At 67.2% G+C, this 22,408-nt stretch carries 35 protein-coding genes; 2 read left to right on the top strand and 33 right to left on the bottom strand.

Annotated features, from left to right (window positions below):
• Positions 1–23: 23 nt before the first annotated feature.
• Complete coding sequence (locus AC067Z_RS11170; protein WP_478789220.1) at positions 24–1,010, top strand: hypothetical protein; 987 nt, start codon at positions 24–26, stop codon at positions 1,008–1,010.
• Here the strand turns inward: AC067Z_RS11170 and truA are convergent.
• The 32 genes from truA to AC067Z_RS11330 all read right to left on the bottom strand — a co-directional run bounded on the left by truA (position 981) and on the right by AC067Z_RS11330 (position 20,381).
• On the bottom strand, positions 981–1,871 hold the full coding sequence (gene truA / locus AC067Z_RS11175) for a tRNA pseudouridine(38-40) synthase TruA (protein ID WP_478789221.1): 891 nt from the start codon (positions 1,869–1,871) through the stop codon (positions 981–983). The genes AC067Z_RS11170 and truA overlap by 30 nt on opposite strands.
• A gap of 90 nt (positions 1,872–1,961) precedes the next feature.
• On the bottom strand, positions 1,962–2,462 hold the full coding sequence (gene rplQ / locus AC067Z_RS11180) for a 50S ribosomal protein L17 (RefSeq protein WP_478789222.1): 501 nt from the start codon (positions 2,460–2,462) through the stop codon (positions 1,962–1,964).
• Positions 2,463–2,557: 95 nt separating this feature from the next.
• On the bottom strand, positions 2,558–3,580 hold the full coding sequence (locus AC067Z_RS11185) for a DNA-directed RNA polymerase subunit alpha (RefSeq protein ID WP_003956430.1): 1,023 nt from the start codon (positions 3,578–3,580) through the stop codon (positions 2,558–2,560).
• Between the two features lie 155 nt (positions 3,581–3,735).
• A complete protein-coding gene (gene rpsK, locus AC067Z_RS11190) occupies positions 3,736–4,140 on the bottom strand; it encodes a 30S ribosomal protein S11 (protein WP_003956432.1) in 405 nt (134 codons plus the stop codon).
• A 65-nt stretch (positions 4,141–4,205) separates the two neighbouring features.
• Positions 4,206–4,586 carry a 30S ribosomal protein S13 gene (rpsM, locus tag AC067Z_RS11195; RefSeq protein WP_478789223.1) on the bottom strand — a complete coding sequence of 127 codons (381 nt, stop codon included), beginning with the start codon at positions 4,584–4,586 and terminating at the stop codon, positions 4,206–4,208.
• A gap of 195 nt (positions 4,587–4,781) precedes the next feature.
• The gene (rpmJ, locus tag AC067Z_RS11200) at positions 4,782–4,895 is read right to left on the bottom strand and encodes a 50S ribosomal protein L36 (RefSeq protein WP_003956441.1); all 114 of its coding nucleotides are present in this window, start codon (positions 4,893–4,895) and stop codon (positions 4,782–4,784) included.
• A gap of 58 nt (positions 4,896–4,953) precedes the next feature.
• On the bottom strand, positions 4,954–5,175 hold the full coding sequence (gene infA / locus AC067Z_RS11205; protein ID WP_003956442.1) for a translation initiation factor IF-1: 222 nt from the start codon (positions 5,173–5,175) through the stop codon (positions 4,954–4,956).
• A 161-nt stretch (positions 5,176–5,336) separates the two neighbouring features.
• Positions 5,337–6,173 carry a type I methionyl aminopeptidase gene (map, locus tag AC067Z_RS11210; RefSeq protein WP_478789224.1) on the bottom strand — a complete coding sequence of 279 codons (837 nt, stop codon included), beginning with the start codon at positions 6,171–6,173 and terminating at the stop codon, positions 5,337–5,339.
• Between the two features lie 103 nt (positions 6,174–6,276).
• The gene (locus AC067Z_RS11215) at positions 6,277–6,942 is read right to left on the bottom strand and encodes an adenylate kinase (RefSeq protein ID WP_478789225.1); all 666 of its coding nucleotides are present in this window, start codon (positions 6,940–6,942) and stop codon (positions 6,277–6,279) included.
• A complete protein-coding gene (gene secY, locus AC067Z_RS11220; RefSeq protein WP_478789226.1) occupies positions 6,942–8,261 on the bottom strand; it encodes a preprotein translocase subunit SecY in 1,320 nt (439 codons plus the stop codon). The genes AC067Z_RS11215 and secY overlap by 1 nt, the downstream gene beginning before the upstream one ends.
• Positions 8,262–8,930: 669 nt before the next feature.
• The gene (rplO, locus tag AC067Z_RS11225; protein ID WP_478789227.1) at positions 8,931–9,386 is read right to left on the bottom strand and encodes a 50S ribosomal protein L15; all 456 of its coding nucleotides are present in this window, start codon (positions 9,384–9,386) and stop codon (positions 8,931–8,933) included.
• 1 nt (position 9,387) lies between these two features.
• Positions 9,388–9,570 (bottom strand): 50S ribosomal protein L30, encoded by a 183-nt coding sequence (gene rpmD, locus AC067Z_RS11230; RefSeq protein WP_005313525.1) that lies wholly within the window; start codon positions 9,568–9,570, stop codon positions 9,388–9,390.
• Positions 9,570–10,178 (bottom strand): 30S ribosomal protein S5, encoded by a 609-nt coding sequence (gene rpsE, locus AC067Z_RS11235; RefSeq protein WP_010354225.1) that lies wholly within the window; start codon positions 10,176–10,178, stop codon positions 9,570–9,572. Before rpsE ends, rpmD begins: the two co-directional genes overlap by 1 nt.
• Before the next feature lie 46 nt (positions 10,179–10,224).
• Positions 10,225–10,608, bottom strand: a complete 384-nt coding sequence (gene rplR / locus AC067Z_RS11240) for a 50S ribosomal protein L18 (RefSeq protein ID WP_384709983.1) — start codon at positions 10,606–10,608, stop codon at positions 10,225–10,227.
• 3 nt (positions 10,609–10,611) lie between these two features.
• The gene (gene rplF, locus AC067Z_RS11245) at positions 10,612–11,151 is read right to left on the bottom strand and encodes a 50S ribosomal protein L6 (RefSeq protein WP_005313535.1); all 540 of its coding nucleotides are present in this window, start codon (positions 11,149–11,151) and stop codon (positions 10,612–10,614) included.
• A gap of 21 nt (positions 11,152–11,172) precedes the next feature.
• Entirely contained in the window at positions 11,173–11,571 is a 399-nt protein-coding gene (rpsH, locus tag AC067Z_RS11250; RefSeq protein ID WP_015035585.1) for a 30S ribosomal protein S8, read from the bottom strand.
• A gap of 208 nt (positions 11,572–11,779) precedes the next feature.
• Positions 11,780–11,965: a type Z 30S ribosomal protein S14 gene (locus tag AC067Z_RS11255; protein WP_003956452.1), complete on the bottom strand. Its 186-nt coding sequence runs from the start codon at positions 11,963–11,965 to the stop codon at positions 11,780–11,782.
• Positions 11,966–11,970: 5 nt separating this feature from the next.
• A complete protein-coding gene (rplE, locus tag AC067Z_RS11260) occupies positions 11,971–12,528 on the bottom strand; it encodes a 50S ribosomal protein L5 (protein ID WP_356631657.1) in 558 nt (185 codons plus the stop codon).
• Positions 12,528–12,851, bottom strand: coding sequence for a 50S ribosomal protein L24 (gene rplX, locus AC067Z_RS11265; RefSeq protein WP_019888758.1), 324 nt, complete (start codon positions 12,849–12,851; stop codon positions 12,528–12,530). The genes rplE and rplX overlap by 1 nt, the downstream gene beginning before the upstream one ends.
• Positions 12,852–12,853: 2 nt before the next feature.
• Entirely contained in the window at positions 12,854–13,222 is a 369-nt protein-coding gene (rplN, locus tag AC067Z_RS11270; RefSeq protein ID WP_003956455.1) for a 50S ribosomal protein L14, read from the bottom strand.
• A gap of 106 nt (positions 13,223–13,328) precedes the next feature.
• Positions 13,329–13,613 carry a 30S ribosomal protein S17 gene (gene rpsQ / locus AC067Z_RS11275; RefSeq protein ID WP_264246571.1) on the bottom strand — a complete coding sequence of 95 codons (285 nt, stop codon included), beginning with the start codon at positions 13,611–13,613 and terminating at the stop codon, positions 13,329–13,331.
• Positions 13,613–13,837, bottom strand: a complete 225-nt coding sequence (gene rpmC, locus AC067Z_RS11280; protein ID WP_017949657.1) for a 50S ribosomal protein L29 — start codon at positions 13,835–13,837, stop codon at positions 13,613–13,615. The genes rpsQ and rpmC overlap by 1 nt, the downstream gene beginning before the upstream one ends.
• The gene (gene rplP / locus AC067Z_RS11285; protein ID WP_005313579.1) at positions 13,837–14,256 is read right to left on the bottom strand and encodes a 50S ribosomal protein L16; all 420 of its coding nucleotides are present in this window, start codon (positions 14,254–14,256) and stop codon (positions 13,837–13,839) included. Before rplP ends, rpmC begins: the two co-directional genes overlap by 1 nt.
• 5 nt (positions 14,257–14,261) lie before the next feature.
• On the bottom strand, positions 14,262–15,095 hold the full coding sequence (gene rpsC, locus AC067Z_RS11290; protein ID WP_100108606.1) for a 30S ribosomal protein S3: 834 nt from the start codon (positions 15,093–15,095) through the stop codon (positions 14,262–14,264).
• Positions 15,095–15,442, bottom strand: a complete 348-nt coding sequence (gene rplV, locus AC067Z_RS11295) for a 50S ribosomal protein L22 (RefSeq protein WP_004571827.1) — start codon at positions 15,440–15,442, stop codon at positions 15,095–15,097. The genes rpsC and rplV overlap by 1 nt, the downstream gene beginning before the upstream one ends.
• A 40-nt stretch (positions 15,443–15,482) precedes the next feature.
• Positions 15,483–15,764, bottom strand: a complete 282-nt coding sequence (gene rpsS / locus AC067Z_RS11300) for a 30S ribosomal protein S19 (RefSeq protein WP_030351437.1) — start codon at positions 15,762–15,764, stop codon at positions 15,483–15,485.
• 12 nt (positions 15,765–15,776) lie between these two features.
• Complete coding sequence (gene rplB / locus AC067Z_RS11305; RefSeq protein ID WP_478789228.1) at positions 15,777–16,613, bottom strand: 50S ribosomal protein L2; 837 nt, start codon at positions 16,611–16,613, stop codon at positions 15,777–15,779.
• 39 nt (positions 16,614–16,652) lie between these two features.
• Positions 16,653–16,976: a 50S ribosomal protein L23 gene (gene rplW / locus AC067Z_RS11310; protein ID WP_147987681.1), complete on the bottom strand. Its 324-nt coding sequence runs from the start codon at positions 16,974–16,976 to the stop codon at positions 16,653–16,655.
• Positions 16,976–17,629 carry a 50S ribosomal protein L4 gene (gene rplD, locus AC067Z_RS11315; RefSeq protein WP_478789229.1) on the bottom strand — a complete coding sequence of 218 codons (654 nt, stop codon included), beginning with the start codon at positions 17,627–17,629 and terminating at the stop codon, positions 16,976–16,978. The genes rplW and rplD overlap by 1 nt, the downstream gene beginning before the upstream one ends.
• A gap of 5 nt (positions 17,630–17,634) precedes the next feature.
• Positions 17,635–18,279 carry a 50S ribosomal protein L3 gene (rplC, locus tag AC067Z_RS11320; protein ID WP_005313592.1) on the bottom strand — a complete coding sequence of 215 codons (645 nt, stop codon included), beginning with the start codon at positions 18,277–18,279 and terminating at the stop codon, positions 17,635–17,637.
• Between the two features lie 14 nt (positions 18,280–18,293).
• A complete protein-coding gene (rpsJ, locus tag AC067Z_RS11325) occupies positions 18,294–18,602 on the bottom strand; it encodes a 30S ribosomal protein S10 (RefSeq protein WP_003948644.1) in 309 nt (102 codons plus the stop codon).
• A gap of 471 nt (positions 18,603–19,073) precedes the next feature.
• Positions 19,074–20,381 (bottom strand): metallophosphoesterase, encoded by a 1,308-nt coding sequence (locus AC067Z_RS11330; RefSeq protein ID WP_478789230.1) that lies wholly within the window; start codon positions 20,379–20,381, stop codon positions 19,074–19,076.
• A 185-nt stretch (positions 20,382–20,566) separates the two neighbouring features.
• Between AC067Z_RS11330 and AC067Z_RS11335 the strand changes: the two genes are divergently transcribed.
• Positions 20,567–21,475, top strand: coding sequence for an AfsR/SARP family transcriptional regulator (locus AC067Z_RS11335; protein WP_478789231.1), 909 nt, complete (start codon positions 20,567–20,569; stop codon positions 21,473–21,475).
• A gap of 30 nt (positions 21,476–21,505) precedes the next feature.
• Here the strand turns inward: AC067Z_RS11335 and AC067Z_RS11340 are convergent, their stop codons facing one another.
• Entirely contained in the window at positions 21,506–22,225 is a 720-nt protein-coding gene (locus AC067Z_RS11340) for a YoaK family protein (RefSeq protein ID WP_478789232.1), read from the bottom strand.
• Positions 22,226–22,408 lie beyond the last annotated feature (183 nt).

Raw genomic sequence — 22,408 nt, forward strand, 5'->3', positions numbered from 1 at the left:
CCAACAGGTTTAGGATGCGCGGCATGAGCTTTGGGCAGGGGGGACCTCAGTGGGGGTCCGGCGGACAGAACCAGGACCCGTTCAACGACCCGTACGGCCGGGGGCAGTACGGGGGCTCGCAGCAGAGCCCGTACGACAGCGGCGCCGGCTCCTTCGACGCGTTCGGCCAGCGGTCCGACCGCGACTCGGGGACGCCCGACTGGGCAGCGCTGGCCGATGCCTCTGCCACCCGTGCCCGCCGTAGGCGCTGGCTGATGGTGGGCGGCGGCGCCGTCGCCACCGCCGTGATCGCCGCGATCGTGGCGACCGCGATCGTCTCGTCCAACAAGGACACCGGCGGCAGCACCGCAGCCGACAAGAACGGCGGACTGCCCACCGCCCCCACCCTGCCGCAGGACACCACCCAGCCCCAGCCGTCCTTCTCCTCGGTGGCCCCCCTGCCGCCGCCGAACCCGAAGGACTTCGTCTCGGAGCGCAAGAAGGACACGGCGCCGCTGAGCGCGGACGGACTCTTCCCGGGCAAGAAGCTGACGATGGGCGACGGCGACGACGAGCGCGTCTACACCAAGGGCGCCACGTCCCGTACGGGCAACTGCGCCTCCATCACCGTTGGCGCGCTCGGCTCGGTGCTGGAGAAGCACGGCTGCGAACAGGTCTTCCGCGCCAGCTACGTCAAGGACGGCATCGCGGTCACCGTGGGCGTCGCGACGTTCGAGAACGAGGCGAAGGCCAAGAAGGTCGTACAGGAGGCGAAGGGCGGCATCGCGCCGATGCCCGGCGCGGGCATCGGCAGCTTCTGCAAGGGCGGCCCGACCTGCCGGAACACCTACAACTCCTACGGCCGCTACGCCTACTTCACCGTGACTGGCTACACGAAGGCCAAGTCGGTGACGAAGAACGACGCCAAGGCGTACCGCACCGGTGACGACGTGGGCGAGTTCGCGTTCCGTCAGATCGTGCGGCGCGGCGAGGCGCAGGCCTCAGCCGCAGCCACCGCACCCGCCCAGTAGCGGACCGGCGGTCGGCGAAGGGCCGGGCAGCGAACGTTTGTTGCGGGCCTCCCGGTTGCGGGCGGCCAGCAACTCGTCGGCCGGGTAGCCCACTTCCTCGAGCGTCAGCCCGTGCGGCCGCACCACGTGCACGGCCGAGTCCCGCACTCCGGCCGCCAGGACCTTCGCGGGCCACTCCACCGGCCGGTGCCCGTCGCCGACGAACAGCAGCGCGCCGACGAGCGAGCGCACCATGTTGTGGCAGAAGGCGTCGGCCTTCACCGTGGCGGTGATGACCCCGGCGGTGTCCCGCTCCCAGGACAGCTGCTGCAGGGTACGGATCGTCGTCGCGCCCTCACGCTTCTTGCAGTACGCGGCGAAGTCGTGCTCGCCCACCAGCCTCCCGGCCGCGGCGTTCATCGCGTCGACGTCCAACGGCCAGTCGTGCCACAGGACATGACCGCGCAGCAGCGGGTCGACGCCGCCGGGGTTGTCGGTCACGCGGTAGGCGTAACGCCGCCAGACCGCGGAGAAGCGTGCGTTGAACCCGGCGGGCGCCTCGGCCACGCTCCAGATCCGTACATCGCGCGAGAGCCGCCCGGCCAGCCGCTTCAGCAGCTTGTCCCGGTGCTCGGCCCACAGCTCGACGGGCAGATCGACGTGCGCCACCTGTCCGCGCGCATGCACACCCGCGTCCGTACGCCCGGCGACCGTCAGCTCGTACGTCGTCCCGGACCGGGTCACCGTGCGCAGGGCATCCTCGATCTCACCCTGCACCGTGCGCCGGCCGCCGGCCTGCTTCGCCCAGCCGGAGAAGTCCTTGCCGTCGTACGACAGATCCAGCCGCACCCGCACGAAGCCGGGCTCCACCTCGTCGCTCACGCGATCCATCCTCTCAAGCTCGCACACACGCGGAACGGGCCCGCATCCCCGAAGGGATACGGGCCCGTCCGTCAGCCATCAGAACGCGGTTCAGGCGTCCTTCGACTCCTCGGCCGGAGCCTCGGCAGCCTCGTCGGACTTGGCCTCGACAGCCTCGTCCTTCTTGAGGGCGTCTTCCTTGACCGCACGCTTGGTGGCGGCCTCGGCCTCGGCGACGGTCGCCTTCTTCGCGATCTCACCCTCGACCAGCTCGATCACAGCCATCGGGGCGTTGTCGCCACGACGGTTGCCGATCTTGGTGATGCGGGTGTAGCCACCCGGACGCTCCGCGTAACGCGGGGCGATCTCGGTGAAGAGCGTGTGCACGATGCCCTTGTCCGTGATCGTCTGCAGCACCAGGCGACGGTTGTGGATGTCGCCCTTCTTCGCCTTGGTGATCAGGCGCTCGGCGACCGGACGCAGGCGGCGGGCCTTGGCCTCGGTCGTGGTGATGCGGCCGTGCTCGAACAGCGACTTCGCCAGGTTCGCGAGAAGCAGCTTCTCGTGAGCGGCGCTGCCACCGAAACGGGCTCCCTTGGTGGGACGCGGCATGGGTTTCTCCTTGTGATCTGCACCGGCCGTATCAGGTACCGGTGTCAGTTACCGGCGGACGGATGCCCGCCGGAAGTGGGGTCGAGCCTGACGGCTCAGTACTGCTCGGTCTCGACGAACCCGGCGTCCGCGTCGTCGTCGGCGCCGAAGGCGTCGGCAGCGGCGGTCGGGTCGAATCCGGGCGGGCTGTCCTTGAGGGCCAGGCCCATGCCGGCCAGCTTCGCCTTGACCTCGTCGATCGACTTCGCACCGAAGTTGCGGATGTCGAGCAGGTCGGCCTCGGAGCGCGCCACGAGCTCACCCACGGAGTGGATGCCCTCACGCTTGAGGCAGTTGTACGAACGAACGGTGAGCTCGAGCTCCTCGATCGGCAGCGCCAGGTCGGCGGCAAGGGCGGCGTCCGTGGGGGACGGGCCCATGTCGATGCCCTCGGCGTCGATGTTGAGCTCGCGGGCCAGACCGAACAGCTCGACCAGGGTCTTACCGGCGGACGCCATGGCGTCGCGCGGGCGCATGGCCTGCTTGGTCTCGACGTCGACGATGAGCTTGTCGAAGTCGGTGCGCTGCTCGACTCGGGTCGCCTCGACCTTGTAGGTGACCTTGAGGACCGGCGAGTAGATGGAGTCGACCGGAATACGGCCGATCTCCTGGCCCACCTGCTTGTTCTGCACGGCGGAGACGTAGCCGCGACCGCGCTCGACGGTCAGCTCCATCTCCAGCTTGCCCTTGCCGTTCAGCGTGGCGAGCACCAGGTCGGGGTTGTGCACCTCGACACCGGCCGGCGGGGCGATGTCAGCAGCGGTGACCAGGCCGGGGCCCTGCTTGCGCAGGTACATCACGACCGGCTCGTCGTGCTCCGAGGAGACGACCAGCTGCTTGATGTTCAGGATGAGGTCGGTGACGTCCTCCTTGACGCCCGGCACGGTGGTGAACTCGTGCAGGACACCGTCGATGCGGATGGACGTGACAGCCGCACCCGGGATCGAGGAGAGGAGCGTACGGCGAAGGGAGTTGCCGAGCGTGTAGCCGAAGCCCGGCTCCAGGGGCTCGATGACGAACCGCGAGCGGTACTCGTCAACAACCTCTTCGGTCAGCGAAGGGCGCTGAGCGATAAGCATGGTGTTGTTTCCTTCAGTCGTGGACGCCCGCTATTTGACGTCCTCTGATACAGGGTACGGGCGGTACGCCCCAAAGGGGGCCTACCGCCCGAATCCCTGCGTCGACCCGGATGCGTCACGCACCCGGATCGAAGCTGCCCGCAGGCGGCCGTGCGTCAGACGCGGCGGCGCTTCGGCGGACGGCAGCCGTTGTGCGGCGTGGGGGTGACGTCCTGGATCGAGCCGACCTCGAGGCCGGTGGCCTGGAGGGAGCGGATCGCGGTCTCACGGCCGGAGCCGGGACCCTTGACGAAGACGTCGACCTTGCGCATGCCGTGCTCCTGCGCGCGGCGGGCGGCCGACTCGGCGGCCATCTGCGCGGCGAAGGGGGTGGACTTGCGCGAGCCCTTGAAGCCGACGTGGCCGGCGGAGGCCCAGGAGATCACGTTGCCACTCGGGTCCGTGATCGACACGATCGTGTTGTTGAACGTGCTCTTGATGTGCGCGTGGCCGTGAGCGACGTTCTTCTTTTCCTTGCGGCGCACCTTCTTGGCAGCGCCCTGACGACCCTTGGGGGGCATCTATAACTCCTACGGGAGGTGGTCGGTCCTACAGCGAAGACCGCTGGTGAGCGTCCGGCTGAGGACTACTTCTTGCCCGGCTTCTTCTTACCGGCGATGGCGCGACGCGGGCCCTTGCGGGTACGAGCGTTCGTGCTGGTGCGCTGACCGTGGACCGGCAGGCCGCGACGGTGACGCAGACCCTGGTAGCAGCCGATCTCGACCTTGCGGCGGATGTTGGCCTGGATGTCGCGGCGGAGGTCACCCTCGGTCTGGAAGGTGACGTCCACGTACTCGCGGATCTTGACCAGGTCCTCTTCGGGCAGGTCACGAACGCGGACGTTCGGGTCGACACCGGTGGCGGCAAGGGTCTCCTGGGACCGCGTGCGCCCGATGCCGAAGACGTAGGTGAGGGCGACCTCAATACGCTTGTCGCGCGGGAGGTCAACGCCTTCAAGGCGTGCCATTCATGGCTCCTGTTGTAGTCGGAGGTCTTCCGCAGAACCGTTCCGTGGCCGCCGACCCTCGGGAAAAGAGAGGGTGGTACGGACCAGGTCCCCGGCCTCCACCGGGGGTGTCGCCAGCCGAAGCCGGGCGGGCCCTGCGTATGTACATGTTTTACGTGCGTCGCGCGAAGAACTGCGAGTGCAGGTGGTCGTGCGTCAGCCCTGGCGCTGCTTGTGGCGCAGGTTGTCGCAGATGACCATGACCCGGCCGTGACGGCGGATCACCTTGCACTTGTCGCAGATCTTCTTGACGCTCGGCTTGACCTTCATGGGATGTGAGGTTCTCCGGGTCAGTGCCGACACCCCGCGGAAGGGGGTGCGACAAGATCTACTTGTAGCGGTAGACGATCCGCCCACGCGTCAGGTCATAGGGAGAGAGCTCCACCACGACCCGGTCGTCCGGAAGGATACGGATGTAGTGCATCCGCATCTTGCCGGAGATGTGCGCGAGGACCTTGTGACCGTTCTGGAGCTCCACCTTGAACATGGCGTTCGGGAGAGACTCGATCACGGTGCCCTCGATTTCGATGGCACCTTGCTTCTTGGCCACGCTTCGCCTTTCGAATCGGCTACCTTGATCGACTCCCGCCGCCGTGTGCGGACACACGGGTACACGAGAGCCGACGCATCAGTCTACGTCAGGGCATTCGAAAAGACGAATCCGTCCAGTCTGCCCATCGCAGAAGATCATTACGCCCGGCCGTGGCCTGCTCAGGCGAGGGGGGCCGGCGCGGCCGTGACACCGAGCTCCGCCAGCTTCGCCCTGCCGCCGTCGGGCGACGTCAGCACCAGCGGGCCCTCCTCGGTCAGGGCCACCGAGTGCTCCCAGTGCGAGGACCAGGTGCCGTCCGTCGTGATGACGGTCCACTCGTCGGCGAGGACCTCGGTGTGCGCGGTGCCCAGGGAGACCATGGGCTCGATCGCGAGGCAAAAACCGGGTACGAGCTTCGGGCCGCGGCCGCGCTTGCGGGCGACGTAGTTCAGCAGATGCGGGTCCATGTGCATCTCGGTCCCGATGCCGTGGCCGCCGTAGTCCTCGATGATCCCGTACTTGCCCGTCGCGGGACGCGGCTGGCGGCGGATGTACGTCTCGATGGCGCGGGAGATGTCGACGAGACGATTGCCGTTCTTCATCGCGGCGATGCCGGCCCACATCGATTCCTCGGTCACCCGGGACAGCTCCAGGAGCTCCGGGGCGTGGCCGGTGCCCACGAAGGCCGTGTATGCCGCGTCCCCGTGCCAGCCGTCGATGATGGCGCCGCAGTCGATGGAGATGATGTCGCCGTCCTTGAGGACGGTCTTGTCGTCCGGGATGCCGTGGACGACGACCTCGTTGACCGAGGTGCAGATCGTCGCGGGGAAGCCGCCGTATCCGAGGAAGTTCGACTTGGCGCCGTGGTCGGAGATCACCTTGCGGGCGATCTCGTCCAGATCCCGCGTCGTGGCGCCGGGCACCGCGGCCTCTCGGGTCGCCGCGTGGATGGCGGCGACGACCAGTCCCGCCTCGCGCATCTTCGCGATCTGCTCGGGGGTCTTGATCTGCACCATTGCGGCGGGCGCCTTTCTGGCAGGAGGAAACGGGGCTTATCAACAATACGGCCGCGGCGTCCGTCGGACACCGCGGCCGTACCTTCTCCGAATTGTGCGGGGGCTAGGCCTGTGCGGCCTTGTCCACCTGCAGGGCCTCCATCGCCCGGGCCGTCACGTCCGTGACCTTGCCCAGCGCGGAGATGGTGACCACCAGGCCCTGGGCCTTGTAGTAGTCGATGATCGGCTCGGTCTGCGTGTGGTAGACCTCGAGCCGCTTGCGCACGGTCTCCTCGGAGTCGTCGTCGCGCTGGTACAGCTCGCCGCCGCACTCGTCGCAGACACCCTCGGTCTTCGGCTGCGTGTACGTCACGTGGAAGACGTGCGCGCTGTTGTTGCGGCACACACGGCGGCCGGCGATCCGCTTGACGACCTCGTCCTCCGGGACCTCCAGGTCGAGGACGGCGTCCAGCTTCACGCCCTCGCCCTGCAGCATCTCGTCGAGGGCCTCGGCCTGTCCCACGTTGCGCGGGAATCCGTCCAGCAGGAAGCCGTTCACGGCATCGGGCTGGGCCATGCGGTCCTTGGCCATCCCGATGGTCACCTCGTCCGGGACCAGGTTTCCGGCGTCCATGTACGCCTTGGCCTGCTTCCCCAGCTCCGTGCCCTGGGAGATGTTGGCGCGGAAGAGGTCGCCCGTGGAGATGTGCGGGATCGACAGGTTCTTCGCCAGGAAGGCGGCCTGTGTTCCCTTCCCGGCACCGGGCGGCCCGACGAGGACGATTCGCATCAGCGGAGGAACCCTTCGTAATTGCGCTGCTGGAGCTGGCTCTCGATCTGCTTCACGGTCTCCAGACCCACACCCACGATGATGAGGATGCTCGTCCCGCCGAACGGGAAGTTCTGGTTCGCGCCTCCGAAGCCCGCCAACGCCATCGTCGGGACAAGAGCAATCAGACCCAGGTACAGCGAGCCCGGCCAAGTGATCCTGTTGAGCACGTAGCTCAGGTACTCGGCAGTAGGTCGACCGGCCCGGATACCCGGGATGAAGCCACCATACTTCTTCATGTTGTCCGCGACTTCCTCGGGGTTGAACGAGATCGCCACGTAGAAGAAGGCGAAGAACACGATCAGAAGGAAGTACGTAGCGATGTAGTAGGGGTGGTCACCGGTGCGGAAGTGGGTTTCGATCCAGGTCTTCCACCCCGAGTCGGAGCTGGAGAACTGAGCGACGAGCGCCGGGATGTAGAGCAGCGACGAGGCGAAGATGACGGGAATCACACCCGCCTGGTTCACCTTGAGCGGGATATAAGTGGACGTTCCGCCGTACGACCTGCGGCCGATCATGCGCTTCGCGTACTGCACCGGGATGCGCCGCTGGGCCTGTTCGACGAAGACGACGAGCCCGACCATCACGAAGCCGATCAGAATGACCGTGCCGAACTCGATCCAGCCTCCGGCCAGCTTGCCGCTCTCCTTGATGGCCCACAGGGCACCCGGGAAGCCGGCGGCGATCGAGATGAACATCAGGATCGACATGCCGTTGCCGATGCCGCGGTCGGTGATGAGCTCACCGAGCCACATGACGGCCGCGGTGCCCGCGGTCATGGTGACGACCATCACGACGATGGTGAAGATCGACTGGTCCGGGACGATCTCGGTGGCAACACGGCAGCCGCTGAAGAGCGTGCCACTGCGGGCGGTCGCCACGAGGCCGGTGCCCTGGAGGATCGCGAGGGCCACGGTCAGATAACGCGTGTACTGCGTGATCTTCGCCGTGCCGGACGATCCCTCCTTCTTGAGGGCTTCCAGCCGCGGGATCACCACGGTCAGCAACTGCAGGATGATGCTCGCCGTGATGTACGGCATGATGCCGAGCGCGAAGATCGTGATCTGCAGCAGGGCACCACCACTGAACAGATCGACGAGACCCAGAAGGCTGTTTCCGCCCTTCGACGCCTGGTCCACGCAGATCTGAACGTTCTGGTAGCTGACACCGGGGACCGGAATATGAGCTCCGAACCGGTACAGCACAATGATGCCGAGCGTGAAGAGCAGCTTCTTGCGCAGGTCGGGCGTCTTGAACGCCCGGGCGAACGCGGTGAGCACGGTGCCTCCTGCGACCCCCGCGTTACGCGCGTGAGGGTGACGGTTTGGTAAGTGAGCAGGTACAGAACACGGCAGCTCCACGCCACGAGCGCAGACTGCCGGGATACTAACAGCGGCTACCATACCCGGCCCTGCGGCGAGCGTGAAACGTCGCCGAGGCACGTCAACGGCCAGTCCCCCGAAGGCGACCCGGCCTGTCCCGAGTATCCGGCTTTCGCCGGGTCCGCTGTCGGGTCGAAGGACACGATGACACGGGGCACCACCCCAGGACGAGTGTTCGAGAAGTTCCGGAACGGCCGGATACCGCTCATACGACCGGCAGCCGGTGCGGGCCGGGGCACGACCCGCCCAGCCCCGCCCACGTGAAAGCAGGAGCGCACGTCAGTCACGGCGGGCGCAAAGAACAATGGCGGCCGGCTTTTCCCTTTCCCATGAAAAGGCAAAACGGAACCCTGGATACCGCTCAAGCCGAGCAGGGAAAGCAACAAAGGAAAAGGGAACAGGCAGCCGAAGACACAACACCGGTGCAACGCGTCCGGAAGTACACCGGACGATCCCCAAAGCCCTCTGACCGCGTTTTCCGCCGCACTGCGGGATTCACCGAAGAAAGCCTGGCCGGTGCCCCGTGAGGGCACCGGCCAGGCTTTGTTCTGTCTGTCGGTCCGAGACTCAGACGAGCTCGGTGACGCTGCCGCCGGCGGCGGCAATCTTCTCCTTGGCGGAGCCGGAGACGGCGTCGACCGTCACCTGCAGCGCCACGGAGATCTCGCCCTGGCCCAGAACCTTGACGAGGCTGTTCTTGCGCACGGCACCCTTGTCGACCAGGTCGGCAACAGTGACCTCGCCACCCTGCGGGTACAGGGCCGCGAGCTTGTCCAGGTTCACGACCTGGTACTCGGTGCGGAACGGGTTCTTGAAGCCCTTGAGCTTCGGGAGACGCATGTGGAGGGGCATCTGGCCACCCTCGAAGCGCTCCGGAACCTGGTAACGGGCCTTCGTGCCCTTGGTACCACGACCGGCCGTCTTACCCTTCGACGCCTCACCACGACCGACACGGGTCTTCGCGGTCTTGGCGCCCGGGGCGGGACGGAGGTTGTGGACCTTCAGCGGGTTGTTCTCCGCCATGTCAGTCGACCTCCTCGACCGTCACGAGGTGGCGGACGGTGTGCACCATTCCGCGGAACTCGGGGCGGTCCTCCTTGACGACCACGTCGTTCAGGCGCTTGAGCCCGAGCGAACGCAGAGTGTCACGGTGGTTCTGCTTGCTGCCGATGTACGACTTCGTCTGCGTGATCTTGAGGCGGGCCATTACGCAGCACCCGCTCCCGCACGCGCACGGAGCAGAGCCGCGGGGGCGACGTCCTCGAGCGGCAGACCACGGCGAGCCGCGATCTCCTCGGGACGCTGCAGACCCTTCAGGGCCTCCACGGTCGCGTGCACGATGTTGATCGCGTTGGACGAGCCGAGCGACTTCGACAGGATGTCGTGCACGCCCGCGCACTCGAGCACGGCACGCACCGGGCCACCGGCGATAACACCGGTACCGGGGGAAGCCGGCTTGAGCAGGACGACGCCTGCAGCCTTCTCGCCCGTGATCGGGTGCGGGATGGTGCCCTGGATACGGGGGACCTTGAAGAAGTGCTTCTTGGCCTCCTCAACACCCTTGGCGATGGCGGCCGGCACCTCCTTGGCCTTGCCGTAGCCGACGCCTACCGTGCCGTCACCGTCGCCCACCACGACCAGCGCGGTGAAGCTGAAACGACGACCACCCTTGACAACCTTGGCGACGCGGTTGATCGCGACAACGCGCTCAACGTACGCGGTCTTCTCGGCGGCAGCTGCGCCACCGTCGCGACCCTTCCGGTCCCGCCGCTCGCCGCCACCGGCACCGCTTCCGCGGCGCTGGGGTCCAGCCATTGGATTTACCTCTCTCTGTTACGTCCGTTAGTCCCGGAACCGGGGCTCAGAACTTCAGCCCGGCTTCGCGGGCGGCGTCAGCCAGAGCGGCAATGCGCCCGGCGTACCTGTTGCCACCACGGTCGAACACGACGGCCTCGACGCCGGCGGCCTTGGCGCGCTCGGCGACCAGGGCACCGACCTGCTTGGCCTGGGCGCTCTTGTCGCCCTCGCCACCGCGGATCGAGGTGTCCAGGGTCGACGCAGAAGCGAGCGTGTGGCCCGCGATGTCGTCGATGACCTGCGCAACGATGTTGCGGTTGGAACGCGTCACGACCAGGCGCGGACGCTCCGGCGTACCGGAGACGTTCTTGCGGACGCGGATGTGGCGGCGCTTGATGGCGGCGCGCTTGTACGCGTCACCCTTGGCGATCTTCACACCGTATGCCATGGCTTACTTACCCGCCTTTCCGACCTTGCGGCGGATGACCTCGCCCGCGTACTTGACGCCCTTGGCCTTGTACGGGTCGGGCTTGCGCAGCTTGCGGATGTTCGCGGCGACCTCGCCGACCTTCTGCTTGTCGATGCCCTCGACCGAGAACTTGGTCGGCGACTCGACCTTGAAGGAGATGCCCTCGGGCGCCTCCACCAGGATCGGGTGGCTGTAGCCGAGCTGGAACTCCAGGTTGGAGCCCTTCGCGGCAACGCGGTAACCGACACCGCTGATCTCGAGCGCCTTGGTGTATCCCTGGGTCACACCGGTGATCATGTTCGCCACCAGCGTGCGGGACAGGCCGTGCAGGGCCTTGTTCTGACGCTCGTCGTTGGGACGGGTGACGTTGAGCACGCCCTCCTCGCCCTTAACAATCTCGATCGGCGCGGCGACGGTGTGCGTGAGGGAGCCCTTGGGACCCTTCACCGCGACCGTACGGCCATCGATGGTGACGTCCACACCGGCGGGAACCTGGATAGGCAGCTTGCCAATACGCGACATTAGCTATTCCTCCGTTCCCGACTACCAGACGTAGGCGAGGACTTCCCCACCTACGCCCTTCTTGCCTGCCTGCTGACCGGTCAGGAGACCGTGCGACGTGGAGATGATCGCCACGCCGAGGCCACCGAGGACCTTGGGCAGGTTGGTGGACTTCGCGTAGACCCGCAGACCGGGCTTCGAGATCCGCTTGATGCCCGCGATGGAGCGCTCACGGTTCGGACCGAACTTCAGCTCGAGAACGAGGTTCTTGCCGACCTCGGCGTCCTCGACCTTCCAGCCGGTGATGAAGCCCTCCTGCTGGAGGATCTCCGCGATGTGGGACTTGATCTTGCTGTGCGGCATGGTCACGGAGTCGTGGTACGCCGAGTTCGCGTTACGCAGACGCGTGAGCATGTCTGCGATGGGATCAGTCATGGTCATGAATTGGCCTTCGGCCTCTCTCGCCGGGGTTTCCTGTATGCGCCATCCCTCTCCCCACACAGGGGCGGGACGGGTGCGGCGCGGGGACCTACGGCGTAGTAAGTCGTACGGGCGGCGGACGCCCAACCCTCCTAGCCTAAGCCATGGAGAGCAGGGCCTCCGCCGACCCTTTGCTTACCGAGAGACTCCGGTCATCCCAAGAGAGGGATTACCAGGAGCTCTTGGTCACGCCCGGCAGCTCGCCACGGTGAGCCATCTCACGAAGGCACACGCGGCACAGGCCGAACTTGCGGTACACGGAGTGCGGGCGGCCGCAGCGCTGGCAGCGGGTGTACGCACGCACACCGAACTTGGGCTTACGAGCAGCCTTGGCAATGAGAGCCTTCTTCGCCATCTCGCTTACGCCTCCTTGAACGGGAAGCCGAGGTGACGGAGAAGGGCGCGGCCCTCGTCGTCGTTGGTCGCCGTGGTGACCACGGTGATGTCCATACCCCGGACGCGGTCGATCTTGTCCTGGTCGATCTCGTGGAACATGACCTGCTCCGTGAGACCGAAGGTGTAGTTGCCACGGCCGTCGAACTGCTTGGGGGACAGACCACGGAAGTCGCGGATACGCGGAAGCGCGAGCGACAGGGTGCGGTCCAGGAACTCCCACATGCGGTCGCCACGGAGCGTGACGTGGGCACCGATCGGCTGGCCCTCACGCAGCTTGAACTGCGCGATGGACTTACGGGCCTTGGTGACCGCCGGCTTCTGGCCGGTGATCGTGGTGAGGTCCTTGATGGCACCATCGATCAGCTTGGAGTCGCGGGCGGCGTCGCCCACACCCATGTTGACCACGATCTTGACGAGGCCGGGAACCTGCATGACGTTCTCGTAGGAGAACTCCTCACGCAGCTTGCCCGCGATCTCCTCGCGGTACTTCGTCTTCAGACGCGGAGTGGTGGTGGTAGCCATCAGATGTCCTCACCCGTCCGCTTGGCAACGCGGATCTTGTTGCCCTCGTCGTCGAAGCGGTAACCGACGCGCGTGACGACCTTGTTGCCGTCCTTCTCCACGACGAGCTGAACGTTGCTCACGTGAATGGGGGCCTCGGTCGTGACAATGCCACCGGTCTGCGAACCGCGAGCGGTCTGACCGGCCTTGGTGTGCTTCTTGACCCGGTTGACACCCTCGACCAGGACGCGGTCCTCGCGGGGGAAGGCCGCGATGACCTTGCCCTGCTTGCCCTTGTCCTTGCCGGTGATGACCTGTACCAGGTCGCCCTTCTTGATCTTCATGCTTACAGCACCTCCGGCGCGAGCGAGATGATCTTCATGAACTTCTTCTCGCGCAGCTCACGGCCCACCGGGCCGAAGATACGGGTGCCGCGAGGGTCGCCGTCGTTCTTCAGAATGACGGCGGCGTTCTCGTCGAAGCGGATGTACGAGCCGTCCTGGCGGCGGCGCTCCTTGACGGTGCGAACGATGACCGCCTTGACGACGTCACCCTTCTTCACGTTGCCACCGGGGATCGCGTCCTTGACGGTGGCGACGATGACGTCACCGATGCCCGCGTAGCGGCGACCGGAACCACCGAGAACACGGATGCAAAGGATCTCCTTGGCACCAGTGTTGTCGGCGACACGCAGTCGCGACTCCTGCTGGATCACGTCTATCTCCTGATTGTCTGCCGGTTCCCGGCGGGGGCTCTCCTCCTAGGAGGTGAAGCCCCCACCGAGCCTGGCGGAACGAACTCGAGGGAAACCCCTCAAGTAATTACTTGGCCTTCTCGAGGATCTCGACGATGCGCCAGCGCTTGGTCGCCGACAGCGGACGCGTCTCCATGATGAGGACGCGGTCGCCGACGCCGGCAGCGTTCTGCTCGTCGTGCGCCTTGAGCTTGTTCGTACGGCGGATGACCTTGCCGTACAGCGCGTGCTTCACACGGTCCTCGACAGCGACGACGACGGTCTTGTCCATCTTGTCGCTGACGACGAGACCCTCACGGGTCTTGCGGAATCCGCGCGCTTCCTTGTTCTCAGTCACGTTGCTCTCGCTCATCAGGCGCTCTCCACCGTCTCGATGCCCAGCTCGCGCTCACGCATCAGGGTGTAGATCCGGGCGATGTCCTTGCGGACGGCCTTCAGCCGGCCGTGGTTCTCGAGCTGGCCCGTCGCCGCCTGGAAGCGGAGGTTGAACAGCTCTTCCTTGGCCTCGCGGAGCTTGGCAACAAGCTCCTCGTTGCCCAGTTCGCGCAGCTCGGACGCCTTGGTACCGGCCGACATCACGCTTCACCTGCCTCGCGCTTGACGATCCGGCACTTCATCGGCAGCTTGTGAGCCGCGCGAGTCAGAGCCTCACGTGCAATCTTTTCGTTCGGGTAGGACAGCTCGAACATGACCCGGCCCGGGTGCACGTTCGCGACCCACCACTCGGGGGAACCCTTACCGGAACCCATGCGGGTCTCGGCAGGCTTCTTCGTCAGCGGGCGGTCCGGGTAGATGTTGATCCAGACCTTGCCGCCACGCTTGATGTGGCGGGTCATCGCGATACGAGCCGCCTCGATCTGGCGGTTGGTCACGTACGCCGGAGTCATGGCCTGAATGCCGTACTCGCCGAACGCAACCGTCGTACCACCCTTGGCCATACCGCGACGCTTGGGGTGGTGCTGCTTGCGGTGCTTGACCCTACGGGGGATCAGCATGTCGGTCAGGCCTCCGTTCCGGTGCTCTCAGCAGCCGGAGCGGCGGCGGGAGCCTCGGCCTTGGGGGCCTCGGCAGCCGGAGCCTGCTGCGGCTTGCGACCGCGGCCGCCACGCTCGCCACCACGGCCACCACGGCCGGCCGGGCGGTCAGCGCCACCACGGGCCGGGCGGTTGCCCGCACGGGCAGCAGCGTTCTCGGCGCGGACCTCGGCGATGTTCTTGACGTCGCCCTTGTAGATCCAGACCTTCACGCCGATGCGGCCGAAGGTGGTCTTGGCCTCGAAGAAGCCGTAGTCGACGTTCGCGCGGAGCGTGTGCAGGGGCACACGGCCCTCGCGGTAGAACTCCGAGCGGGACATCTCGGCGCCACCGAGACGGCCACCGCACTGGATCTTGATGCCCTTGGCGCCGGCCTTCATCGAGCTCTGCATCGACTTGCGCATCGCACGACGGAAGGAGACGCGGGAGGAGAGCTGCTCGGCGACGGCCTGGGCCACCAGCTGAGCGTCCACCTCGGGGTTCTTGACCTCGAGGATGTTCAGCTGGACCTGCTTGCCGGTCAGCTTCTCCAGCTCGCCGCGGATGCGGTCCGCCTCGGCGCCGCGGCGGCCGATGACGATGCCCGGACGAGCGGTGTGGATGTCAACGCGGACGCGGTCACGGGTGCGCTCGATCTCGACCTTCGAGATACCGGCCCGCTCCATGCCCTTCGTCATCATGCGACGAATGGCGACGTCTTCCTTGACGTAGTCCTTGTACAGCTTGTCGGCGTACCAGCGGGACTTGAAGTCCGTGGTGATGCCGAGCCGGAACCCATGCGGGTTAACCTTCTGGCCCATTACCGGGTTCCTTCCTTGCTGCTGACGACCACGGTGATGTGGCTGGTCCGCTTACGGATCCGGTAGGCACGGCCCTGAGCACGCGGACGGAACCGCTTCAGGGTCGGGCCCTCGTCCACGTACGCCTCGCTGATGACCAGCGAAGAGGCGTCGGTGTGGTCGTAGTTGTGTGCAGCGTTGGCAATGGCGCTGTCCAGCACCTTGCCAACCGGCACGCTCGCGGCCTGCGGGGCGAAACGCAGGACCGCCTGAGCCTCCGTGGCATCCATGCCACGGATGAGGTCCACCACTCGGCGGGCCTTCATGGGCGTGACGCGGATGTACCGCGCCTGGGCCCTGGCTTCCATGGTTGTCCCTTCGGTGTAAGTCATAGTCAGTCACCCCGCGTTAGCGGCGCTTCGACTTCCGGTCGTCCTTGACGTGGCCGCGGAAGGTGCGAGTCGGCGAGAACTCGCCGAGCTTGTGGCCGACCATCGACTCGGTGACGAACACCGGGACGTGGATCTTGCCGTTGTGCACCGCGATCGTGTGGCCCAGCATGGCCGGGACGATCATCGAGCGACGGGACCAGGTCTTGATGACGTTCTTGGTGCCGGCTTCGTTCTGTACGTCCACCTTCTTGATCAGGTGGTCGTCGACGAAGGGCCCCTTCTTGAGACTGCGCGGCATCTAAACCCGCTCCTAGCGCTTCTTGTTCGTCTTGCGGCGGCGGACGATGTACTTGTTGCTCGCCTTCTTGGGAGAACGAGTACGACCCTCCTTCTGACCCCACGGGGAGACCGGGTGGCGACCACCGGAGGTCTTGCCCTCACCACCACCGTGCGGGTGGTCAACCGGGTTCATCGCGACACCGCGGACGGTCGGGCGAACGCCCTTCCAGCGCAGGCGGCCGGCCTTGCCCCAGTTGATGTTCGACTGCTCGGCGTTGCCGACCTCGCCGATGGTGGCGCGGCAGCGGACGTCGACCAGGCGGATTTCACCGGACGGCATGCGCAGGTGGGCCATCTGGCCCTCCTTCGCCAGCAGCTGCACGGAGGCACCCGCGGAACGGGCGAACTTCGCACCGCCGCCGGGCCGCAGCTCGATGGCGTGGATGGTCGTACCGACCGGGATGTTGCGCAGCGCCAGGTTGTTGCCGGGCTTGATGTCGGCGCCGGGGCCGTTCTCGACCCGGTCGCCCTGCGAGAGGCCGCGCGGGGCGATGATGTAGCGCTTCTCGCCGTCCACGTAGTGGAGCAGCGCGATGCGCGCGGTGCGGTTGGGGTCGTACTCGATGTGAGCGACCTTGGCCGGCACGCCGTCCTTGTCGTGACGACGGAAGTCGATCACGCGGTAGGCACGCTTGTGGCCACCGCCCTGGTGACGGACGGTCACACGACCGGTGTTGTTACGGCCGCCCTTGCTGTGCAGGGGGCGGACCAGCGACTTCTCCGGCGTGGACCGCGTGATCTCGACAAAGTCGGCGACGCTGGAGCCACGACGGCCCGGGGTCGTCGGCTTGTACTTGCGGATACCCATTTCTCAGTCCTCGTCCGATTCCGGACGACTCGACCTCCGTCAGGAGGTCGGGCCGCCGAAGATGTCGATACGGTCGCCCTCGGCAAGGGTCACGATGGCGCGCTTGGTGTTGGCGCGCTTGCCGAAACCGGTGCGGGTGCGCTTGCGCTTGCCCTGACGGTTGATCGTGTTGACCCCGGTGACCTTGACCGAGAAGACCGCCTCGACGGCCTGCTTGATCTGGGTCTTGTTGGAGCCGGGCGCGACGATGAACGTGTACTTGTTCTCGTCGAGCAGGGCGTAGCTCTTCTCCGAGACAACCGGCTTGACGAGAACGTCGCGCGGGTCCGTGAAGGTCTTGCTGGTGATCGTGGCCTCGGACATCAGGCCTCGCTCCCTTCGGTGTCGTTGGCGGCCTTGGGGCCGGACACGAAGGACTCGAAGGCGGCCTGGGTGAAGACCACGTCGTCGGAGACGAGCACGTCGTACGTGTTCAGCTGGCCCGGCTCCAGGAGGTGCACCTGGGGCAGGTTGCGGGCGGACAGCCACGCGGCCTCGTCGGCCCGCTCGACGACCAGGAGCACGTGCTTGCGCTCACTGATCTTGCCCAGCAGGGACTTGGCGGCCTTCGTGGACACCCCACCGTCGACCACGCCGGTGACGACGTGGATGCGGGAGTTGCGGGCCCGGTCGGTGAGGGCACCGCGCAGGGCGGCGGCCTTCATCTTCTTCGGGGTCCGCTGCGAGTAGTCACGCGGCGTGGGGCCGTGGACAACGCCACCGCCGGCGAACTGCGGCGCACGGGTCGAACCCTGGCGCGCGCGGCCGGTGCCCTTCTGGCGGTAAGGCTTCTTGCCACCACCGCGGACCTCGCCACGACGCTTGACCTTGTGCGTGCCCTGACGGGCGGCGGCCAGCTGCGCGACGACGACCTGGTGGATCAGCGGGATGCTGACCTTGGCGTCGAAGATCTCGGCCGGGAGCTCTACGGTCCCGGACTTGTCGCCGGCGGGCGACAGAATGTCAATGGTGCTCATAGTCCTCAGGCCCCCTTGGCCGCAGTGCGGACCAGGACCAGGCCGCCGTTCGGACCGGGAACTGCGCCCTTGATGAGCAGCAGACCCTTCTCCGCGTCAACGGCGTGAACGGTCAGGTTCTGGGTGGTGACCCGCTCGTTGCCCATGCGGCCCGCCATGCGGAGGCCCTTGAACACACGGCCCGGGGTGGCACAGCCACCGATGGAGCCGGGAGAGCGGTGCTTGCGCTGGGTGCCGTGACCGGCGCCGAGGCCCTTGAAGTTGTGACGCTTCATGACACCGGCGAAGCCCTTGCCCTTGCTCTTGCCCGTGACGTCAACCTTGACGCCGGACTCGAACACCTCGGCAGTGATCTCCTGGCCCAGCGTGTACTCGCTGGCGTCAGGGGTACGGAGCTCCACCAGGTGGCGGCGGGGGGTCACGTCGGCCTTGGCGAAGTGGCCCTTGAGGGGCTTGTTCACCTTGCGAGGGTCGATCTCGCCGAAGGCGATCTGGACCGACTCGTAGCCGTCGATGTCGTTCGTACGGACCTGGGTAACGACGCAGGGCCCGGCCTTGACAACGGTCACAGGGACGACACGGTTGTTCTCGTCCCAGACCTGGGTCATGCCGAGCTTCTCGCCCAGGACGCCCTTGATCTGCTTTGCCATCTCTTCCGCGCCTCTCAGAGCTTGATCTCGATGTCAACGCCGGCCGGAAGGTCCAGGCGCATCAGCGAGTCAACGGTCTTGGGCGTCGGGTCGAGGATGTCGATCAGGCGCTTGTGCGTGCGCATCTCGAAGTGCTCGCGCGAGTCCTTGTACTTGTGCGGCGACTTGATGACGCAGTACACGTTCTTCTCAGTGGGCAGCGGCACCGGGCCTGCGACCGACGCACCAGTGCGGGTCACCGTCTCGACGATCTTCTTCGCCGAGGAGTCGATGACCTCGTGGTCGTAGGCCTTGAGCCGGATGCGGATCTTCTGTCCCGCCATGGCTACTCAGTAGTCCTTTGTCTAGTGAAACGCTCTGGACTCGATGGGTCGTGCTTTCTTCTCCGACCCCCGCGGTCGGGCGTGTCGCACTCCCTCTACGAAGATCTCCCGAAGGATTTCCCAACCAAGGGGTTGCGGGCCTGAAGACCGCGGGACCGGGGGAAGAACTCCCACCGAGTGCCTGGCCGGCACCGCACTGACGCTTCCCGAAAGATTCCCGTACGTCCGACCCGCTGGGGGTCGACGAGTACTGTGGGACTCGCTTCCGGTCCTCCCGGCGGGAGGCGCGCAGCATCGGCACTCAACCGAGCAACCCGGACAGTCTGCCACACGGGCCCTGGCCATGGCCAATCGAGCCGAAGAGATTACCCCGCGGGGGTTGCGTGTCAAACAGGGGCACGCGGAACACCCCGTGCGGGGCGGCGCGTGGGTGCTGCCGGTCCGGGCGGGGGGCGCCCGGACCGGCAGCCGTCACGGCGCCGGCGCGCGCAGTTCGAGCAGGGTGATCTCCGCGGGGGCACCGACCCGGACCGGCGGGCCGAAGAAGCCGGCGCCGCTCGTCACGTACAGGGTCGTGTCGTCCACCTTGCCGAGGCCCGCGCTCACCGGATTGGCGAGCGCCGTCACCGCGGTCAGCGGGAACATCTGCCCGCCGTGGGTGTGCCCGGACAGCTGGAGATCCACACCGTGCCGGGCGGCCTCCTCGGCGAACACCGGCTGGTGAGCCAGGAGCACCACAGGGCGCGAGGTGTCCCGGCCGGCCAGCGCCCGTTCCAGGTCGGGACCCCGGCCGGTCTCCTCCCCCGCCAGGTCCTCCACCCCGGCCAGATCGAGGAAGGCACCGTTGTGCCGGATCTCCACCCGCTCGTTGACCAGCGGACGGACGCCGACCGCCCGCATCTCGTCCAGCCAGTCCTCCACACCGTCGTAGAGGTACTCGTGGTTCCCGGTGACGAAGAAGCTGCCGTACCGCGACTCCAGTCCCCGCAGGGGACGGGCCGCCGGGCCGAGCTGTGAGGCGGTGCCGTCGGCCAGGTCGCCGACGATCGTCACGAGGTCGGCCTGGAGCTCGTTGGTCATCCGGACGATCCGCTGGGTGTGGGAGCGCCCGAGCATCGGCCCCAGGTGGATGTCGCTCACCACGGCGATGCGCAGACCGGCCAGGCGGGCGTTCACCTTGGAGAGGGTGACCGGCACCCGCTTGATCGTCGGATCGCCGAGCGCCTTCGACATGCCGTAACCCACGGTGCCCAGGGCCGTGGCCCCGGCCAGCACGCCCACCGCCCGGCCGAGCACGAGCCGGCGGCCGACCGGCCGGCCGCCGGAGGGGGCGGGGGCCGGCTCGGGCGGCGCGGACGTCTCCCGGCTCGGGACGGGCGGTACGGCGGGAGTGCCGGAGACTGCGGCGCCGACCGCCTCCCGCTCCGGCTCGGGCGCCGCGGCCGTTCCCTGCCCGTCCTGGCGCCGCCACCTGCGCAGCAGCAGTGCCCGGGGCACCTCGAGAACGGCCAGCGTGAGCAGCAGATAGAGCAGGACGCCGATCAGGGTGTAACCGGGCCAGGCCACCCAGCGCCCGGCCCCGTCGTCCGAGGGGTCGAAGAGCGGGGTGACGATCCGCGTGCCGGGGGCGGCCAGTGCCGAGAGCACCACCGCCCCCGTACCCAGCCGGCGCCCCGGGGTCCCGGGCCCGGTCGTGTCGCGGACCAGGCGGACCCACAGGTAGCGGTGCAGGACGCCTGACCCGGCCAGCATCAGCACCCACATGCCGATTCCGAGCATCAGAGGCGCCCCGGGGACAGGCCGGCCTCCGTGGCCTCACGGCGCTCGGGCCCTCCTGGCGGTCACACGCCCGGAGCGACGTCAAGATGGCGCGCAACGTGATGTCGATCTCAATCGACCTGCCGCCGGCTGGAACTCGCCGGTATTACTTAGTGCTTGCTGCGCCGATTCTCTGGGGGAGAGACATGTCTGGTGTGCTGTTCCGCCGTTCTGATTCCTGCGACAACCAGGACCCGTCAAGACTCCGCTTCCGCCTCTTCGGTCCGCTTCAGGTCACCCGCGGATCGGAGGTCATCGAGCTGGGCCCGCCGAAACAACGTTCCCTGCTGGCCGTGTTATTGCTCAGGCCGGGCCTGGAAACGGGCATCGATCAGCTCATCGAATCCCTGTGGGACGACGATTACCCGGCCTACGCCAAGAACCTGATCCAGAAGTCGGTCTCCGGTCTGCGCGGCCTGCTGGCGACCGAGGAACAGACGGCAGGCGGGGTGTCCCTGGAGTGGTCCGGCAGCGGATACCTGCTGGATGTACGTGACGCCGAAGTTGACATGTACGTGTACGAACAGCTCGCGGCAGCCGGCATCGCCGCGGCCCACAGGGGCGAGATCCTGGAGGGGGCACGCCTGCTGGAGAGGGCACGGACGATGTCGACGGGCCCTCTCGTCGAAGGGCTCGACGGGCCCATGCTGGAACGTGAACGGCTGTACCGCCAGGAGCGGTTCCTCGCGGACATGGAGGTCCGGGCGGAGCTGGAGCTGGAGCTCGGCAGACACCGCAACGCGGTGCCGTTCCTGCACTACGCGGTGCACAAGTATCCGCTGCGGGAGCGCTTCATCTGGCTGCTGATGCTCGCGCTGTACCGGTCCGACCGCGGCAACGAGGCGCTGACGGTGTACTCGGACCACCGCAGCCGGGTCGTGGCGGAACTGGGCACGGAGCCAGGTCCCGCCCTACGGGCGCTCCATGCCCGGCTGCTTCTGCAGGATCCGCATCTGATGGCGCTCTCCGCGCTGCGGCAGGAGAGCGGGACGGCGGAGGAACCGGAGATGCCGTTCGCGGTCCCTCGGCTCACCCGCCGCGGTCCGTTCGAGTAGCCGTGGCCCGACGGTCGGAGCCGAGACGGGTCAGCCCGGCACCGACGTCCGCTCCCGGGGCAGCGCCGACAGGCTCAGGCCGAGCACGAGGACGAGCCCGGCCGGGACGGCCAGTACCACCGCCGGATCGACCCACTGCGCCAGCAGCCACGCACCGAACAGGGCGCCGGAGAACATGGCGAGGATCGACGCAAGCCGCCGGAACTCCACCCCGACGCCCGAGCGGACCCGGCTGTCGGCCGCCAGCGGGTGGAGTGCGACGAGCAGTCCGGTCAGGGCCGAGGTCGCCACCGTGGTGGTGACGCCCGGCACGTTCACCCGCAGCGCGGTCACGTTGCGTACCCCCATGGCGCAGGCCACCATGCCGATCGCCGCGAGGTGGCGCCCGTCCACCGCGCCGCCCGGGCGCTCGATGCCGACGCGCCAGATCACGAACGCCGACGCGCTCAGCAGGACGCCCTCCCCCACGAGGGCAGCGGTGAACCACCGTCGGCCCCGGCTGTCGATCGCCGACTCCGCCCGCGAGCCGCCGACCGCCCCCACCGCGAAGCCCGCCAGGGAGGCCGCCGTCGCCGCGACCGAGATGCCGCCGGTCCCGGCGACGGCGAACCCGAGCAGCAGCAAACTGCCGGTCTGGACGGCCGCGAAGACCGGACCGAGCGCGAGGAACGAGACCGCCTCGATCATCCCGGTCGTCACGGTGAGCAACACCATGGCGAAAGTCAGTGCCCGCCCGGCCTTCGGTTTCATACCCGGACGGTACGGGCGCGGGGCCTCCCCGGCGGCACATCGCCGGACCGCCTCACCCCGGTGGGTGAAAGCTTCCGAGGGACAGAGCGCACGGACCTACCGAGCCGTCCCAACGGCGGCCCCGGGCGCGTAAATGCTTCGAAGCACCTCCCCACCGCCACCTACAGTGACGGCGGCAGCAGT

The sequence above is a fragment of the Streptomyces sp. NPDC043812 genome, assembly GCF_056436245.1.

What these genes read in the sequence shown, in the direction of transcription:
- rplO (WP_478789227.1), bottom strand. Translation starts at nt 9,386, where the DNA reads ATGGCGGAGAACAACCCGCTGAAGGTCCACAACCTCCGTCCCGCCCCG.
- map (WP_478789224.1), bottom strand. Translation starts at nt 6,173, where the DNA reads ATGGTGCAGATCAAGACCCCCGAGCAGATCGCGAAGATGCGCGAGGCG.
- AC067Z_RS11185 (WP_003956430.1), bottom strand. Translation starts at nt 3,580, where the DNA reads ATGCTTATCGCTCAGCGCCCTTCGCTGACCGAAGAGGTTGTTGACGAG.
- rpsM (WP_478789223.1), bottom strand. Translation starts at nt 4,586, where the DNA reads ATGGCACGCCTTGAAGGCGTTGACCTCCCGCGCGACAAGCGTATTGAG.
- AC067Z_RS11255 (WP_003956452.1), bottom strand. Translation starts at nt 11,965, where the DNA reads ATGGCGAAGAAGGCTCTCATTGCCAAGGCTGCTCGTAAGCCCAAGTTC.
- rplV (WP_004571827.1), bottom strand. Translation starts at nt 15,442, where the DNA reads ATGGAAGCCAGGGCCCAGGCGCGGTACATCCGCGTCACGCCCATGAAG.
- rplQ (WP_478789222.1), bottom strand. Translation starts at nt 2,462, where the DNA reads ATGCCGCGTCCCACCAAGGGAGCCCGTTTCGGTGGCAGCGCCGCTCAC.
- rplF (WP_005313535.1), bottom strand. Translation starts at nt 11,151, where the DNA reads ATGTCGCGTATTGGCAAGCTGCCTATCCAGGTTCCCGCCGGTGTGGAC.
- rpsQ (WP_264246571.1), bottom strand. Translation starts at nt 13,613, where the DNA reads ATGAGCGAGAGCAACGTGACTGAGAACAAGGAAGCGCGCGGATTCCGC.
- rpsC (WP_100108606.1), bottom strand. Translation starts at nt 15,095, where the DNA reads ATGGGCCAGAAGGTTAACCCGCATGGGTTCCGGCTCGGCATCACCACG.
- rpsS (WP_030351437.1), bottom strand. Translation starts at nt 15,764, where the DNA reads ATGCCGCGCAGTCTCAAGAAGGGGCCCTTCGTCGACGACCACCTGATC.
- AC067Z_RS11170 (WP_478789220.1), top strand. Translation starts at nt 24, where the DNA reads ATGAGCTTTGGGCAGGGGGGACCTCAGTGGGGGTCCGGCGGACAGAAC.
- AC067Z_RS11335 (WP_478789231.1), top strand. Translation starts at nt 20,567, where the DNA reads ATGTCTGGTGTGCTGTTCCGCCGTTCTGATTCCTGCGACAACCAGGAC.
- rpsE (WP_010354225.1), bottom strand. Translation starts at nt 10,178, where the DNA reads ATGGCTGGACCCCAGCGCCGCGGAAGCGGTGCCGGTGGCGGCGAGCGG.
- rplR (WP_384709983.1), bottom strand. Translation starts at nt 10,608, where the DNA reads ATGGCATACGGTGTGAAGATCGCCAAGGGTGACGCGTACAAGCGCGCC.
- rpmJ (WP_003956441.1), bottom strand. Translation starts at nt 4,895, where the DNA reads ATGAAGGTCAAGCCGAGCGTCAAGAAGATCTGCGACAAGTGCAAGGTG.
- rplB (WP_478789228.1), bottom strand. Translation starts at nt 16,613, where the DNA reads ATGGGTATCCGCAAGTACAAGCCGACGACCCCGGGCCGTCGTGGCTCC.
- rplC (WP_005313592.1), bottom strand. Translation starts at nt 18,279, where the DNA reads ATGGCAAAGCAGATCAAGGGCGTCCTGGGCGAGAAGCTCGGCATGACC.
- rpmC (WP_017949657.1), bottom strand. Translation starts at nt 13,837, where the DNA reads ATGTCGGCCGGTACCAAGGCGTCCGAGCTGCGCGAACTGGGCAACGAG.
- AC067Z_RS11340 (WP_478789232.1), bottom strand. Translation starts at nt 22,225, where the DNA reads ATGAAACCGAAGGCCGGGCGGGCACTGACTTTCGCCATGGTGTTGCTC.
- AC067Z_RS11215 (WP_478789225.1), bottom strand. Translation starts at nt 6,942, where the DNA reads ATGCGAATCGTCCTCGTCGGGCCGCCCGGTGCCGGGAAGGGAACACAG.
- rpmD (WP_005313525.1), bottom strand. Translation starts at nt 9,570, where the DNA reads ATGGCCCGCCTCAAGATCACGCAGACGAAGTCGTACATCGGCAGCAAG.
- rplD (WP_478789229.1), bottom strand. Translation starts at nt 17,629, where the DNA reads ATGAGCACCATTGACATTCTGTCGCCCGCCGGCGACAAGTCCGGGACC.
- rpsK (WP_003956432.1), bottom strand. Translation starts at nt 4,140, where the DNA reads ATGCCCCCCAAGGGTCGTCAGGGCGCTGCCAAGAAGGTGCGCCGCAAG.
- rplX (WP_019888758.1), bottom strand. Translation starts at nt 12,851, where the DNA reads ATGAAGATCAAGAAGGGCGACCTGGTACAGGTCATCACCGGCAAGGAC.
- rplP (WP_005313579.1), bottom strand. Translation starts at nt 14,256, where the DNA reads ATGCTGATCCCCCGTAGGGTCAAGCACCGCAAGCAGCACCACCCCAAG.
- rpsJ (WP_003948644.1), bottom strand. Translation starts at nt 18,602, where the DNA reads ATGGCGGGACAGAAGATCCGCATCCGGCTCAAGGCCTACGACCACGAG.
- AC067Z_RS11330 (WP_478789230.1), bottom strand. Translation starts at nt 20,381, where the DNA reads ATGCTCGGAATCGGCATGTGGGTGCTGATGCTGGCCGGGTCAGGCGTC.
- rpsH (WP_015035585.1), bottom strand. Translation starts at nt 11,571, where the DNA reads ATGACCATGACTGATCCCATCGCAGACATGCTCACGCGTCTGCGTAAC.
- rplE (WP_356631657.1), bottom strand. Translation starts at nt 12,528, where the DNA reads ATGGCTACCACCACCACTCCGCGTCTGAAGACGAAGTACCGCGAGGAG.
- rplW (WP_147987681.1), bottom strand. Translation starts at nt 16,976, where the DNA reads ATGTCCGAGGCCACGATCACCAGCAAGACCTTCACGGACCCGCGCGAC.